The 14,463-nt window shown below is 42.4% G+C and carries 14 protein-coding genes; 9 read left to right on the plus strand and 5 right to left on the minus strand.

The genetic code is table 11. From position 1 onward, the window contains the following. Nucleotides 1-598: 598 nt before the first annotated feature. Nucleotides 599-1,459: an AraC family transcriptional regulator N-terminal domain-containing protein gene (locus AC58CZ_RS10195; protein WP_494224791.1), complete on the minus strand. Its 861-nt coding sequence runs from the start codon at nucleotides 1,457-1,459 to the stop codon at nucleotides 599-601. Nucleotides 1,460-1,624: 165 nt separating this feature from the next. Between AC58CZ_RS10195 and AC58CZ_RS10200 the strand changes: the two genes are divergently transcribed. Further along, a complete protein-coding gene (locus tag AC58CZ_RS10200) occupies nucleotides 1,625-2,038 on the plus strand; it encodes an organic hydroperoxide resistance protein (protein ID WP_284719382.1) in 414 nt (137 codons plus the stop codon). Between the two features lie 350 nt (nucleotides 2,039-2,388). Here AC58CZ_RS10200 and AC58CZ_RS10205 read toward each other — a convergent pair whose 3' ends face one another. Continuing rightward, on the minus strand, nucleotides 2,389-3,306 hold the full coding sequence (locus AC58CZ_RS10205; RefSeq protein ID WP_494224790.1) for an EamA family transporter: 918 nt from the start codon (nucleotides 3,304-3,306) through the stop codon (nucleotides 2,389-2,391). Nucleotides 3,307-3,600: 294 nt separating this feature from the next. Here AC58CZ_RS10205 and AC58CZ_RS10210 point away from each other — a divergent pair, with 294 nt between their 5' ends. Beyond that, nucleotides 3,601-4,284 carry a YetF domain-containing protein gene (locus tag AC58CZ_RS10210; protein ID WP_494224789.1) on the plus strand — a complete coding sequence of 228 codons (684 nt, stop codon included), beginning with the start codon at nucleotides 3,601-3,603 and terminating at the stop codon, nucleotides 4,282-4,284. Nucleotides 4,285-4,393: 109 nt separating this feature from the next. Here the strand turns inward: AC58CZ_RS10210 and AC58CZ_RS10215 are convergent, their stop codons facing one another. From AC58CZ_RS10215 to pnuC, 3 genes are read right to left on the minus strand one after another with little or no spacing between them, the layout of a single operon-like run. Next, the gene (locus AC58CZ_RS10215) at nucleotides 4,394-4,780 is read right to left on the minus strand and encodes an inner membrane CreD family protein (protein ID WP_494224788.1); all 387 of its coding nucleotides are present in this window, start codon (nucleotides 4,778-4,780) and stop codon (nucleotides 4,394-4,396) included. A 57-nt stretch (nucleotides 4,781-4,837) separates the two neighbouring features. Next, on the minus strand, nucleotides 4,838-5,416 hold the full coding sequence (locus AC58CZ_RS10220) for an AAA family ATPase (protein WP_256714059.1): 579 nt from the start codon (nucleotides 5,414-5,416) through the stop codon (nucleotides 4,838-4,840). After that, entirely contained in the window at nucleotides 5,388-6,092 is a 705-nt protein-coding gene (gene pnuC, locus AC58CZ_RS10225; RefSeq protein WP_093070811.1) for a nicotinamide riboside transporter PnuC, read from the minus strand. Before pnuC ends, AC58CZ_RS10220 begins: the two co-directional genes overlap by 29 nt. A 278-nt stretch (nucleotides 6,093-6,370) precedes the next feature. Here pnuC and AC58CZ_RS10230 point away from each other — a divergent pair, with 278 nt between their 5' ends. From AC58CZ_RS10230 to AC58CZ_RS10260, 7 genes are all read left to right on the plus strand, one after another. Further along, nucleotides 6,371-7,516 (plus strand): beta-ketoacyl-ACP synthase III, encoded by a 1,146-nt coding sequence (locus tag AC58CZ_RS10230; protein ID WP_494224787.1) that lies wholly within the window; start codon nucleotides 6,371-6,373, stop codon nucleotides 7,514-7,516. Nucleotides 7,517-7,755: 239 nt separating this feature from the next. Further along, nucleotides 7,756-8,847, plus strand: coding sequence for a peptide chain release factor 1 (gene prfA / locus AC58CZ_RS10235; RefSeq protein WP_494224786.1), 1,092 nt, complete (start codon nucleotides 7,756-7,758; stop codon nucleotides 8,845-8,847). 103 nt (nucleotides 8,848-8,950) lie between these two features. Continuing rightward, nucleotides 8,951-9,259 (plus strand): type II toxin-antitoxin system HigB family toxin, encoded by a 309-nt coding sequence (locus tag AC58CZ_RS10240; protein WP_058024706.1) that lies wholly within the window; start codon nucleotides 8,951-8,953, stop codon nucleotides 9,257-9,259. Next, the gene (locus AC58CZ_RS10245) at nucleotides 9,249-9,599 is read left to right on the plus strand and encodes a helix-turn-helix domain-containing protein (protein ID WP_071001597.1); all 351 of its coding nucleotides are present in this window, start codon (nucleotides 9,249-9,251) and stop codon (nucleotides 9,597-9,599) included. Before AC58CZ_RS10240 ends, AC58CZ_RS10245 begins: the two co-directional genes overlap by 11 nt. Before the next feature lie 83 nt (nucleotides 9,600-9,682). Then, nucleotides 9,683-11,209 (plus strand): lysine--tRNA ligase, encoded by a 1,527-nt coding sequence (gene lysS, locus AC58CZ_RS10250; RefSeq protein ID WP_494224785.1) that lies wholly within the window; start codon nucleotides 9,683-9,685, stop codon nucleotides 11,207-11,209. Between the two features lie 151 nt (nucleotides 11,210-11,360). Further along, a complete protein-coding gene (gene dnaX, locus AC58CZ_RS10255; protein ID WP_497413149.1) occupies nucleotides 11,361-13,292 on the plus strand; it encodes a DNA polymerase III subunit gamma/tau in 1,932 nt (643 codons plus the stop codon). Nucleotides 13,293-13,527: 235 nt separating this feature from the next. Then, on the plus strand, nucleotides 13,528-14,427 hold the full coding sequence (locus AC58CZ_RS10260) for a LysR substrate-binding domain-containing protein (protein WP_494224783.1): 900 nt from the start codon (nucleotides 13,528-13,530) through the stop codon (nucleotides 14,425-14,427). The last annotated feature ends 36 nt before the right edge of the window (nucleotides 14,428-14,463 follow it).

Consider the following 14,463-nt stretch of genomic DNA (forward strand, 5'->3'; position numbering starts at 1 on the left):
TGCATAAAAAAACTACGCTATATATCCAATATTTTGAATATATATTATATGTTATAATACGAATATATTAGTGAGTCAACTGTTTTTTATTCGAATAACAAATCTCTTTTAGCTAAAAAATAAGAAAGTATAGAGATACCTTGAGTAGATATTTGCCTTAAAATCTATTTATAGTCAATCCTCTATAAAATAGTGACAGCGTTAACCTCACTTGAAGTATCACATATACATCTGCGCTTGGTTGCCTCCTTGTATCTCTTTTAAACTGAATCAACTATATCAGTGGATATCTCGATACTCAGATGAGCTCTTGTATCCACGAGAGGTTAGCGCTAGAAAGGGTTAGAAGAATAGTTAATCAATAATCTGTAGTAATAGATAAATGATCAATTCATTGAATCGTTCTGTAAGTACGCTATAGGGATAGTTTTGCTCTAAAGGCGTCACCCACCTCACGTTGATAAGTGCTTGAAATTGACCAAGGTAAGCGAGGTAGGCCTGACATTGAGTCTGTTATGCCAAAATCGATAAGTCCTAGAGTTACCATCACAACGATAATAAAATCCTGCCGCTATAGGTATCAATGGTGAGACAGTTATCACATCAGCTCACTGCTCGGACTGACTCCAAACAGCCGCTTGTATTCTCGGCTAAATTGACTGGGGCTTTCATAGCCAACTTGCATGGCTATTTGCGATATTTGTGCTCCTTGCCCATGTATTTTAATCAATCGTTTTGCTTCCATCAATCTTAAGCTTTTTTGATACTGTAGTGGACTCAACTGGGTGATTTCTTTGAAGTGCTGGTGAAACCCTGAGACACTCATGCCGCATCTACTGGCTAGACCCTCTATCATGATAGGCTCATTTAAATGCGACTTGATCCAGTCAGTGGCTTGGGCAATACGGTGTGTATGGCTACCATCAACGACCAACTGTCTAAGCTTGTTACCTTGCTCCGCTGAGAGTAGTCGATAATATATTTCTTGTTGAATCAGTGACGCCAAAAATTCAATATCGTTTGGATAATCAAGCAAGCGTATCAATCGATCAAATGCCGCCATTATCGCCTCATCTAACGGCCACTTTATGCCTAAGTGACCATTTGCTGTGGGTGTTTTAGAGGGTATTTGCGCCAATATCTCTCTAATCATGGCGAGATTTAATTTCATAGATAAGACGATGACAGCACTCTCTACTGAGGCATGTTTTATGTGCATGCTCAGCGGAATATTGACAGGACAAAACATCAAGTGGCTATTACTGAATCTTTGGCAGTCTGCTCCTAAATAAATCTCACGCTCACCTTGCAAGACAATACAAATGCTTGGCTTTTGGATATAGCTAACAGCTTTGCTTGGTCTATCGGCACAGTAAAAGAATAGCCCTGCGACAGCAGATTCGAGGGTTTGATTCCTAGGCAGTATATTAAGAAGTCGGTCTATGGTTTCTTGATTCATGAGGATAGCTTGTTTTTTAAGACTGACTGATAGTATAAAAATTTATAGAATTAGGCAAGAGTTATAGAGGTCTGTTCTAACGGATAACTGCCAGCGATTCTATAATAGTCTTATCACAACAGCGTAAGTACGACCTCTAATAATATAGATAAGGAAGCATAAACTATGAAAATATTTTATAAAACTCGTGCGACAGCCACTGGTGGACGTTCTGGTCATACTGGATTAGATGATGGTTCATTGGGGTTTGATTTGGTGTCTTTTCAAGAACAAGATAAAGAAGGTGTGAATCCAGAGCAGCTTTTTGCTATGGGTTATGCCGCTTGTTTTGATAGCGCTTTGAGCATGGTTGCGCAGCAAATGAAACTGCCTGTCACCGCTTCTAAAACTTCTGCGCAAGTTGGCATCGGTATGAAAGCAGATGGTAGCTACAACTTGGATATAGAATTGCATGTCGAAGTATCAGGTATTGATGAAGCGCAAGCACAACAGTTGATCGAAGCCACACATCAGGTGTGCCCATATTCTAATGCCACTCGTGGCAATGTAGATACCCGCTTAGAAGTTACCGTTATCTAAAGGCTTTTAGCTTTTACTGGTAGCGAGCGAGTCATTAACTCAATATGATAGCTTACACAAAACCGCCCCGATTTTTATAAATCAGGGCGGTTTTATGCTATCTAGTAGAATAGATTGATAGCGCGAACTTTTTGTCATTAGCTGAGCTAGTGATAGAGCATCATAAGTAATATCCTCACTAAGGCGTGTCCCTAGTTCAAGCATTTATCACTAAATAAGCTAAAAATGGCTCAATCTTTGACAAATAGCATCAAATAGCTGGTCAATATCTCGATATTGTCTGCACTATTATCCTTATTTGTCTGCGATTTATCTCATTTTTATCACCATTTTTAAAATAGTGACACGCCCTAGGCTGGCACTTTTTTATTTAACGTAAACACTAAGACTGCGCCTAAAATAACTGCACTGGCAATGATAAATGGTAACGTTAGCTGCTCAGATAAAAATATCACGCCTAGTACAGCCGCAATCACAGGCACACACAGCTGAACAATAGCCGCTTGTGTGGTTTTTAACAATGGCATCGCCGTATACCAAATACTGTAACCCAGCCCTGATACGATCGCTCCTGACGCACAGGCGAGCAATATCCCTTCGCTCGTAATACTTTCTAAGCTGATGTTTTTTAAACCTATTTCATCCAGATACATTAGGCCCACCAGTAACAATATCGGAACGGCTACCAAACTCCGCACAAAGTTAAAGCCTGTCGCTCGTAGCGGTGAGATGCATGATTTACCGCGTATACTATAGACGCCCCATGCCGCACCGCTCAGTGCCATCAATGCTGCAGCGTTGGGTGATGGAACGGCCGCTGATGGCAACATCAAATACACAAATCCTGCGACTGCGACGATAAATGCCAGCCACTGTAGTGCGCTGAGCTGCTCTTTTTTGTAGATACCCCAACTGATCATCGTGAGCTGAACCGCCGAAAATAAGATCAGAGCGCCAGTGCCTGTATCAAGCGCCACATAGGCAATCGAAAAACACAGCGCGTAAATCACCAAGCTGATGCTACTGAGCCAACTGCCTTTATCATTTAAGATAGCATCAATAGAAGGCTTGTCAGAGGCGAGTACTTGACGCTGTAGTTTGTAGGCGTGAATCGTCATAATAAACACTAAGCAAACAGCTGCACTCAGTAGGCGGATGATAGTAAAGCTCCAAGCATCTATATAGCCTGCTGCTAGGGCCATCCGGCAAAACAGGGAGTTTGCGGCAAATGCGATCAACGCAATAGTAGTATAAACAATGGCTTTCAAAAATAATTCCTACAATGAATAAGGGAGCATAAAACAGGCAAACATAGGATTTTAGTTTTGGGTGTGGATGTATTACTGTCACGATGGCTTATTTTTCAGCAAAAATAATTGCCGTCTCACAAGACAGAATATTTTGTCGTACTTGTGGCAAAAAGTCTTTCTTAAATGAGAATAACGATAGTTGTATTGACGATAAGGTCTGAAAATAGGGATGATGTGCTTCGCATCAAACGAACTATTAGAACAACATTCATTAAACACAATACATCAGATAAATAAATTGGAAACGAGAATATGGATTGGGCAAGTATTTTTATTCATGACACAACGTGGTTGTTTGCCGTTGAAATCTTAATACGTGTCACCGTCATGTTTGTATTAATTATCACGTTCTTGCGCTTTACTGGCAAGCGCGGTGTTCGTCAGCTTTCTATTTTTGAGCTGACCATTATCCTATCACTTGGCTCTATCGCAGGTGACCCTATGTTCACAGAGGATTTGCCGATTATTCAAGCCGTACTAATCATGGGTTCAGTCATTGTTCTTTACCGAATCTGTACGTGGGTTATGATGAAATGGCAGCCTTTTGAAGACTTATTGGAAGGCAAGTCACTTTATATAGTAGAAGATAGCATGCTGGTGCTCGATAAGATCAAGAAAGGCAAAATGTCTCATGATGAGTTTTTTGCTGAAATGCGTCAACAGGGCGTTGAGCATTTGGGTCAAGTGCGCATCGGTTTGCTTGAGACAGACGGCAACTTTAGTATTTTATTGCATTCCTCTGAAAATACAGTTTACGGCATGCCGCTGTTTCCCAAGCAATATCAAGCTGTTGAGCAAGTAGAGATAGGGGCTCATTACGCCTGTATGTATTGTGGTTATGTCGAGCAAATATTAGAAGCTGATAAATGCTGCCCGCGCTGTGAGGATGATTGCAATAATTGGGCTAAAGCGTTAAACAATCAGATAGTCAAGTAGCGTAACGACTAGGCTAATATAACGATAATGCTGCCTTATCAACTAAGCTAAGGCAGCATTAATTCAAACTATTATCAGTTTATGTGACTTTATTCATACAGCGCTTGGCTTATGTGACTTTGTACCAGTCAAGTTTACGAGTCATCACCATGACACAGGCAAGTACCATAAAGCAGAATATCGCGCCCAGTAATAGATTGAGATCTTCTGTACTTAAAATGCCGAAAAAGGCAGCATATAGTCCAGCAAGTGTTGCGGTAAAGATTAAAGCCCGTTTCAAACCGCCAAATACATAGTAGCTATACCAACCAATAAGTCCCACGCACGCGCTAGCGGCTATAGTATATGCTTGCCAAAAGACAATTTGCTCAGCAAGTGGTAGCAATAGGACATAAAAAACAATTTGGTTAATAGTGTTTTTTGCATGTTGGCGCCTCCTAAATGTCTTGAATCCACAGCTGCTGATACAGTTGGCTGCGGCGTTAATAGACATCATAGAGAGGAGGTAGCAAGAAAATATGCAAGGAAGATGAATAGTATGTGGAAAACCATTCTAGGGACTACCGAGATGAGCGAGCTGCGCTATTACTTGCCGGACACGTTCTTTTCTATCGCCACTAATACGCACAAAAGGTTTTTGATGCTTGCTTAATTGACTAGCAAAATAGGCGCTTATCTCATCACGTTGGTACGGACTGTCTCGCAGGTCATCAGCCACCCAGGGTATATCAACCTCAGTCAATAGTATCAAATCATAATGATGCGCCAATGCTGCTTGCTCAAGAGCGGTGGGGCAGTTACCATAATACCAATGAGAGTAGACCATTAGCTCAAACAGACTGGTATCACAAAACAAATAGCGGTTTTCATTAGACGTTTGGGTGACTTGTTTGGCCAGTTTGTTCTCTAACGCAATCTGACCTTGTGCGATAGGTAGCAGGTCATCCCATGTACAAGTAAGCTGCTCATCATCCCACTTCGCTTGCAAGTAAGTACGCATATATTCTGACACCCACAGACTATCGAAATGCGCTGCCAAATCACGGCATAGGGTTGTTTTCCCCGTACTTTCTGCGCCCAAAACTGCGACAGTAATGACAGATTCAGGCGTATGCTGTTCGAGGTTGTACACGGTAGCGTCGTTGCCATTCATAATAGGCCCAGATTGCAATGAGAGTGAAGACTACATATTGTAGCGCGGTAAAAGTAAAGCCTTTATAAAAGTATAGTGGTACTGATATCGCATCAGCAATGATCCATAGTATCCAATGCTCAATTTTGCGCCGTGCCATAAGCCACATAGCCATCAGGAACAAGGCTGTAGTGAGCATGTCGGTATAGTCCACCCAAGTGAATAAATGTACACCAAGAACGGCACCATCAAAACTAAAGCCGTTATTAATCACCGGACGGAAATAGTATATCAGCGCCACAAAAGACATGGTTGCTATTGCCAAAGCAGACAAGATAGGTACATCGCCTGCATGCAAATGCTCAATACGGACATTGTTTGACTCATGAGTCTCTATAGGCTGATTCTTTTTGTTCTTTGACCAGTTAATCCAACCATATAAACTCATCACCGTATAGTAAGCATTGATGAACATATCGCCAAACAGCTGCCATTTCCATAGTAAATATACAAATATCGCCGTGCTGATTAGGCCAATTGGAAAGACTAAGATATTGGTTCTGCTGGCAAGCAAGACACTTGCCACACCAAAAACCACGGCAATCAACTCTAGGACGATAAATGTCGTGGAGTAATCCGCATATTGACCAAATAACCAAGTAAGAAGTTCTGCCATTAGTATTCCTAAAGATGAGCGTGTATCGATGTGTTTGGGTGGTTACACAGAGCAAAATGGCGCTAATTATAACGTAGCTATCAAAGAATGACGTGAGTCTTTGCTTATTTATCGCCAGAAACAGATTATTTGTAACAAAGCATTAGAAAAAATTTAATATTCAGGCATAATAAACACACTGATTTTAAGTTTACAGTTATTCACTGAATTTGAATGGCTATTATTTTCCACTTTTATGCTTATTCCAAGCACCACAGTAGTAGACAAGGAAGCGTATCATGACGACTTGTATCACAGGCACTGGTCTTTTTATCCCACCTTACAGCATTAGTAACGAAGAGCTAGTTGAGTCATTTAACCAGTATGTTGAAAACTATAATGCAAAGCATGCTGAAGAGATAGCTGCAGAGACAATGACGGCACTTGAGCCTTCTTCAGCTGCTTTCATCGAAAAAGTATCTGGTATCAAATCACGTTATGTGATGGAAAAAGACGGTATTTTAGACCCTGAAATCATGGCACCAGTCATTGCCTATCGTAACTTAGGTGAAGAGCTGTCTGTGATGGCAGAAATGGGCGCGGCTGCGTTAAAAGACGCATTGGCTGATGCTGGACTTGAGGCCAATGACTTAGACGGCATTATCCTTGCTTGCTCAAATTTCCAGCGCACTTATCCTGCGGTTGCTATTGAAATCCAAAATGCCATTGGTATGGTTGGCGGCTTCGCTTATGATATGAACGTTGCGTGTAGTGCGGCAACGTTTGGCCTATCACAAGCGCATGGTTCTATTGTTTCTGGTCTTGCCAAACGTGTGGCTGTGGTCAATGTTGAGATTACCTCGGCGCATCTAAACTGGCGCAATCGTGACAGCCACTTTATTTTTGGTGATGTAGCAACGGCGACTATTGTTGAAAAATTAGACACGCCAAAGGGTTATGAGATTCTAAACGCTAAGCTATTTACTCAGTTTTCGACCAACATCAAAAACGAATATGGCTTTATGGATCGCTCAGAGTATCTAGCCGCGCAAACGGAGATGTATCCAGATATCAAAGCGCCGGTCACTGATAAACTGTTTTTGCAAAATGGTCGCAAAGTATTCCGTGAAGTTTGTCCAAAGGTGTCTGAGGTTATCACTGAACACCTACAAGAAAATGATATACCGACCTCTGATGTTAAGATGATGTGGCTACATCAAGCCAATGCCAATATGCTAGATTTGATTTTACGCACTGTCATCGGTAAAGAAGCAGATAAAGCGATTGTTCCAAGCGTCATTGCTGAATTTGCCAATACCAGCTCAGCCAGCCCTATGATTGTATTCCATCGCTATAAGGATGAGCTAGCGTCAGGTGATCTAGGTGTTATTTGCTCATTTGGTGCCGGTTACTCTATTGGGTCAGTATTGGTTCGTAAAGTCTAACGTTTTAATACGATGTTTTTGATAGATAAAAATAGCTAAGAGTCTTCTTAGCTATTTTTTTGTCTACTAATCTTGGTATCAGAACCAAGCATCTTTATTTAAGAATAAGTAGAGATATTTGAGAGTATAGTGACAAGATTGCTGCGAATATTGAGAAGAATGCTTAGAGGTTTTAATTTACCCCAAAAAATTTGCTATAATCACGAGCTTATTCCTCTTATCCAATTAAAAGTCCTTTTATGAAAGAATCCTTACGCCTGCGTTTAGACCAGATGGTAGACCGTTATGAAGAGGTCACCGCCTTGTTATCAGATCCTAGTGTCATCAGTGATAATAATAAATTTCGCGAATTGTCTGTAGAGCACAGCGACTTGATGGACATCACGACCTTATGGCAGAACTATCTGAATGCAGAAACGGATCAGGCCGACGCTGAGGCGATGCTAGCTGACGCGACAGATCCTGACATGAAAGAGATGATGCTCGATGAGATTGAAACGGCACGTGATACCATTGTAAAGATGGAAGAAGCGCTTAATGTCATGATGCTACCAAAAGATCCTAACGATAAGGTGCCAGCATTCTTGGAGATTCGTGCTGGGACGGGCGGTGATGAAGCAGCGATTTTCTCTGGTGATTTGTTCCGCATGTATCAAAAATACGCGCAAACCCAGGGCTGGACTGTTGAAGTTCTATCCGCGAACGAAGGTGAACACGGCGGTTATAAAGAAATCATTACTCGCGTATCGGGTAATAGCGTCTATGGTCGCCTAAAGTTTGAGTCTGGCGCTCACCGCGTACAGCGTGTGCCAGAGACAGAAAGCCAAGGTCGCGTGCATACGTCAGCCTGTACGGTTGCGGTCATGCCAGAAGTTGAAATCGATGATACGGTAGACATCAATCCTGCGGATATTAAGATGGATACTTTTCGCTCAAGCGGCGCGGGTGGTCAGCACGTTAACACCACTGACTCAGCCGTACGTTTGACGCATATTCCGACGGGTACTGTGGTAGAGTGTCAGCAAGAGCGTAGTCAGCACAAAAACCGTGCACATGCGATGAAAATGCTGGTCTCTAAAATCCAGCAAGCCAAAGTACAAGCGCAGGTCGATGTAGCGGACTCTATACGCCGTGACTTGGTCGGTAGTGGCGACCGCTCAGAGCGTATTCGTACCTATAATTTCCCGCAAGGGCGCATGACCGATCATCGTATCAACCTTACCTTATACAAGCTTGATTCTATCATGGAAGGTGACTTGGATGAGATTCTTGATGCACTGTTACGTGAGCATCAGGCTGACTTGATGGCCAGCATCGGCGGCGAGATGTAAGCCATAGCGGTGACTATGCGAGTGAGGTTAAGAAGGGGTATAGCGATTAGCGTTGCTATATTCCCAAATTGGGAATATAATTGGATGCTATATACTAAGTCATATGAGAGTTATTGCCAAAAGCAGTTTACGTAAATTCTGGGAACAGCCTAACAATGATGATGCAAAAGGTCAGCTAGAAGCTTGGCATGATTTTGCACTAAAAGCCAGTTGGCAATCACCGCAAGATATCAAAAACGATTTTAAGAATGCGAGTATTTGCGCTAATAATAGAGTCGTTTTTAATATTGCAGGCAATAAATACCGATTGGTGGTTGAGATGCAGTATCAGGCTGGTATTGCTTGGGTCAAGTTCATCGGTACTCATAGTGAATACGATAAAATTGATGTGGAGGTTGTCAATGAATATTAAACCAATTCGTAATGATCAAGATCTAGCACATGCATTTGCTCAGCTACAAGCTGTGTTTCAAGCTGATGAGGGTACACCTGAGGCTGATGAGCGCGAAGTGCTAGTAACCTTAATTGAAGCTTACGAAAACAAATATTATCCTATCGAACATGCCGAAGCTGTCGATGCTATTATTTTTCAGATGGAAAATCTAAATTTAAGTAGAAAGGATTTGACACCTTATTTGGGATCGGCAAGTAAAGTATCTGAAGTATTAAATCGTAAACGCCGATTGAGTTTGCCAATGATAAGAAAACTACATGAAGGGCTGCACATTCCTTATGAAAGTCTTATTCACTAGGTCTCCTCTATTTGAGATACTATTGTTTTGAGTATCAAATATTAACTAAAGATAGTTTACGGCTATCGTATTATGAGAGTTTTATGTCAAGAAATAACCAAGACCAAACCCAAGCGCCAGAAGACACCAATGAACTGATCGCGCAACTTCAAGCCAAGCTAGATGATATCACTGCCTCAGATAAACAGCCGTACCCAAACACCTTTAAACGCACCCATTATGCAAAAGATTTGCAAACGGCTTTTGATGGTGTGTCAAAACAAGAAATTGAAGAAAAAGCGGCGAATGGTGACAAAACACAGGTCAATGTGGCGGGCCGTGTCATGTTAAACCGTGGCTCATTCATCGTTATCCAAGACATGACAGGTCGTATCCAATTATATGTGGCACGTAAAGAGCTTGATGAGGAGACGCGTGCAAGCATCAAATCTTTGGATTTGGGTGATATCGTTGGTGTGTCAGGCTATATTGGTCGCTCAGGTAAAGGCGATTTATATGTGCATATTGAAGAGATTACGCTGTTGACTAAGACCCTACGTCCGATGCCAAATAAGTTCCATGGCCTAGCAGATGTAGAAGCGCGCTATCGCAACCGTCATCTTGATTTGATGACCAATGAAACGACTCGCGATACCTTTATGGTTCGTAGCCAGATTATCAGCGGTATTCGTCAGTTTATGCTGAATGAGCGTTTTATGGAAGTTGAAACGCCAATGATGCATCCCATTCCAGGTGGCGCGGTGGCTCGTCCATTTGAGACACATCATAATGCTTTGGATATGCCATTATACTTGCGTATCGCGCCTGAGCTTTATCTCAAGCGTTTGGTCGTTGGTGGGTTTGAGCGAGTATTTGAGATTAACCGTAGCTTCCGTAACGAAGGGGTATCAACTCGACACAACCCTGAATTTACCATGATTGAGTTTTATCAAGCCTATGCTGATTATCATGATTTGATGGACTTGACTGAGCGCATGTTTAATCAGCTAGCGATAGATGTCTTGGGTACGACAGAGATTACCTATCAAGAAGAAGCCATCAGCCTAAAAGCGCCATTTGCTCGTCTATCCATGTCTGACGCCATTGCAAAATATGCCAAAGACTTTGATATGTCACGTATCGACGATCGTGACTATCTGGCACAATACGCCTCAGTGACCCTTAAACAGCAGGTCAAAGAGGTGTTCGGTGTGGGCAAGCTCAAGACCATCATCTTCGAAGAAACGGCTGAGCACCAATTACGTCAACCAACGTTTATTACTGAATATCCAGCTGAAACGTCACCATTGGCACGTCGTAATGATGACAATCCTGAGATTACTGATCGTTTTGAGTTGTTTATTGGTGGTCGCGAGTTGGCGAATGGTTTTAGCGAGCTCAATGATCCAGCGGATCAAGCTGAGCGCTTCCGTGGTCAGGTTGCCGAAAAAGATGCAGGCGATGATGAAGCCATGCACTTTGATGAAGAATATATCGAAGCATTGTCTTACGGTCTGCCGCCAACCGCTGGTGAAGGTATTGGTATTGATCGCCTTGTGATGCTATTTACTGACTCTGCCAGTATCCGTGATGTGATTTTATTCCCACACATGCGCCGCAAAAATGATTAATGAGTCGTTAAACAAAGTCGCTTATTAAGCGCGGCTGAGTCATAATCAAATCAGCAAGAAGCCAGACGAATGCGCTGGCTTTTTGCTATAATGAATACCGAAAAATCGTATTAAAAATAAGAATATTAATTACTTGGCACAATGGATAGCTATGTCGCAGCAATATCAAGTTTTAGCTCGCAAATACCGACCCAAAAACTTTCATGAGTTGATTGGGCAGACGCATGTCTCGCAAGCGCTGATTAATGCGATTGATTATAATCGCTTGCATCATGCGTATCTGTTTACTGGTACACGCGGTGTGGGTAAGACGACGATTGCGCGTATTTTATCTAAATGCTTGAACTGTGATACGGGTATTACTAGCACGCCGTGCGGTGTTTGTGATAATTGTGTGGCGATTGATCAAGGACGCTTTATTGATCTTATCGAGATTGATGCCGCCTCTCGTACCAAGGTCGAGGACACGCGCGAGCTGCTTGACAATGTGCCTTATGCGCCAAGCCAAGGCCGTTACAAGGTCTATCTTATTGATGAAGTGCATATGCTGTCGACCCACAGCTTTAATGCGCTTCTCAAAACGTTAGAAGAGCCACCTGAGCATGTAAAGTTTTTGCTAGCGACCACTGATCCACAAAAATTACCGATTACGATTATTTCGCGCTGCTTGCAGTTCGTATTGCGTCCATTACCACAAACATTACTTAGCGAGCATTTAGCAAATATTTTAACCCAAGAGCAGGTTGGGTATACTCAGCCTGCCATTTGGCAATTAGCAAGTGCTGCCAAAGGCTCTGTGCGTGATGCATTGTCACTGACAGACCAGGCCATTGCTTTTGGCCAGGGCGCGCTTGATGATGCCACTGTCAATGCGATGCTTGGTCTTATTGACTCTGCCGACTTGGTACGATTGATCACAGATATTTATAACCATGACAAAACCGCTGTTGCCGCGCATATTGAGCAAATGCGTGCACAGATGGTCGATGCAACCAGCATGTTTGATGGGTTGGCTGAGCTACTCCATCAATTGGCATTGACCCAGTTATTGCCTGAGGTTGCACTCAATGTCAATGAGGCGCAAGCCAAAAACATCTATACGCTTGCCCAGCATATTAGCCCTGATGTGCTACAACTATACTATGAGATTGTTGTGCAGGCACGTGAAGGCGTCAAGCTTGCTAGTACGCCGATGCAAGCGCTTGAGATGTGCATTTTGCGATTACTGGCGTTTCGTCCATTACCAGTCGATGAAGTATTGAGTAATACTTATGATAGTGAGGTTCCTTCTACAGAAGCGACAACTATAGAGCCGACTACTTCGATGCCGCCTTCAAGTGCTATTACGCATGAAGCGTCAGCGCCATTACAGCCTTATGATATTGACTATCAAATGCAAAGTCATAATGAGTTACAAAGCCCCATTTATGATGACAGCTTCAGCATAGATGACTCTATTGGACAAAATGATAGCGTAGCACACTCAACTACTAGCTCTGAGCCAATTGTTGAGCCTGAGCCAATTGTTGAGCCTGAGCCAATTGTTGAGCCTGAGCCAATTGTTGAGCCTGAGCCAATTGTTGAGCCTGAGCCAATTGTTGAGCCTGACGCAAATGATTCTCAGTTAGCAGTACCATCAGATGAAGATCCTCGTACTTTATTACGCTGCGCCCCTCAAGAGTTGACAAGGGAGTGGAACTCGGAAAAATGGGATTACTGGCTACAGACAGCTCGTGAGGCAGAAGTGTTGGCACAGGACGAGCTGGCACTTGCCCGTCAAGGTACGATGATAGGTCAATGTAATGGAACAGCCACTTTTTTGACTAGTGTCGATAGTAGACATTTACAAGCGACTTTCCAGCAGTTAGCTGCTAAACTACAGCAACAGTTCACAAGTGCAGAGATTGATTTAAAAATTGATAGTAGTATTATGCAAAGCGATGACAAAACACCAGAGCGTCGCCAGCAAAAACGTCTGGAGCAAGCAAAAACGGTTGCTGAGATGAAGTTGCGACATACACCCGTCATGCAATATTTGACTGAGCGCGGTGAAGGAAAAATGGGTAAGGTACAGCTATATTAAGTTTCAAAAAAAGCTGTTATTAACCTCATTTAAAAATATAGATATGTTTTAGCAGTGGTTTTATATAAAATATCAAGGTGATATTGTGCTATCGCCTTGATATTTTTTTTGTTTTTATTGAATAAGCAATTTGCTTTCTTAAAAAATGAAAAATATTTAATAACGATAATATAAATTAAAATTCGTTATAATGGTTAAGTTATATTAAAAACTGAAATGAAGTTTAGGTGAGAATATGTTGGATAATTTACGCGGTATGGCTGTGTTCGCCAGTGTGGTCGGACACGGCTCTTTTAGTGGTTCTGCTCGCGAGCTTGGTATTACTACCAGTGCAGTCAGTCAGCAAATTCGTTCACTAGAGAATGAGCTTGGCGTTGTGCTATTGCATCGCTCGACTCGTAAGCTCAGCTTAACGGAAGCTGGTGAGAGCTTTTATGAGGCGGCAAAAGATGTGGTCAGCGCGGCTGAGCAAGGTCGAATCAAAGTTAATCAATTGCGAGATGAGCTAGCAGGTAGCCTACGGGTATCGACGACGCCTGAGCTTGGCGTGAATCATATATTGCCAGCGCTCTCCACATGGATGGCGGCACACGATGATTTGAGCGTGACCTATCTTGCAGACAACCACTATATCGATATGATTGATGAGCGTATCGACATCGCCATTCGCATGAGTCCATCGATTAATGACGCAAGCCTAAGTAGCCATCCTCTCACCGATGTGCGCCAGTTACTCGTGGCTTCACCCCAATATCTGCGTCAGCATCCTAAGATTAATACACCAAAAGATTTGGCTGATCATCAGCTCATTTGTATCGAAATCATGAAAGATGCCAATCAAGTCGATATGATTCAGACAGAGACCAACAAAAAAACGCGTGTGAAAATGAACTCGCGTATCTATACCAATAACGTTTTTATGGCGACAACGTTGGCAAAAGAAGGCCATGGGTTGGTTAGAATGATGGAGATGGACATCAAAAAAGAACTTGAGAGTGGAGAGTTGGTAGAGGTATTGACTGGTTATCAGTTGCCGAGCTTTGTACTATATGCCGTTACCTTAAACCGCGACCAACAACCAGCTAAAATCACTCGTTGCCTAGAAGTACTGAAGAAATATTTTCATGCAAACTAAGTGTTGTTTAGACTAGATATTGGTTGTTTCAATAAT

The sequence above is a fragment of the Psychrobacter sp. CR212 genome (assembly GCF_059693765.1).

Bases quoted from the DNA above. Each gene is read 5' to 3' on its own strand.
- AC58CZ_RS10230 (WP_494224787.1), top strand. From the start codon at position 6,371: ATGACGACTTGTATCACAGGCACTGGTCTTTTTATCCCACCTTACAGC.
- AC58CZ_RS10245 (WP_071001597.1), top strand. From the start codon at position 9,249: ATGAATATTAAACCAATTCGTAATGATCAAGATCTAGCACATGCATTT.
- lysS (WP_494224785.1), top strand. From the start codon at position 9,683: ATGTCAAGAAATAACCAAGACCAAACCCAAGCGCCAGAAGACACCAAT.
- AC58CZ_RS10240 (WP_058024706.1), top strand. From the start codon at position 8,951: ATGAGAGTTATTGCCAAAAGCAGTTTACGTAAATTCTGGGAACAGCCT.
- AC58CZ_RS10195 (WP_494224791.1), bottom strand. From the start codon at position 1,459: ATGAATCAAGAAACCATAGACCGACTTCTTAATATACTGCCTAGGAAT.
- prfA (WP_494224786.1), top strand. From the start codon at position 7,756: ATGAAAGAATCCTTACGCCTGCGTTTAGACCAGATGGTAGACCGTTAT.
- AC58CZ_RS10200 (WP_284719382.1), top strand. From the start codon at position 1,625: ATGAAAATATTTTATAAAACTCGTGCGACAGCCACTGGTGGACGTTCT.
- dnaX (WP_497413149.1), top strand. From the start codon at position 11,361: ATGTCGCAGCAATATCAAGTTTTAGCTCGCAAATACCGACCCAAAAAC.
- AC58CZ_RS10215 (WP_494224788.1), bottom strand. From the start codon at position 4,780: ATGATGTCTATTAACGCCGCAGCCAACTGTATCAGCAGCTGTGGATTC.
- AC58CZ_RS10260 (WP_494224783.1), top strand. From the start codon at position 13,528: ATGTTGGATAATTTACGCGGTATGGCTGTGTTCGCCAGTGTGGTCGGA.
- AC58CZ_RS10210 (WP_494224789.1), top strand. From the start codon at position 3,601: ATGGATTGGGCAAGTATTTTTATTCATGACACAACGTGGTTGTTTGCC.
- pnuC (WP_093070811.1), bottom strand. From the start codon at position 6,092: ATGGCAGAACTTCTTACTTGGTTATTTGGTCAATATGCGGATTACTCC.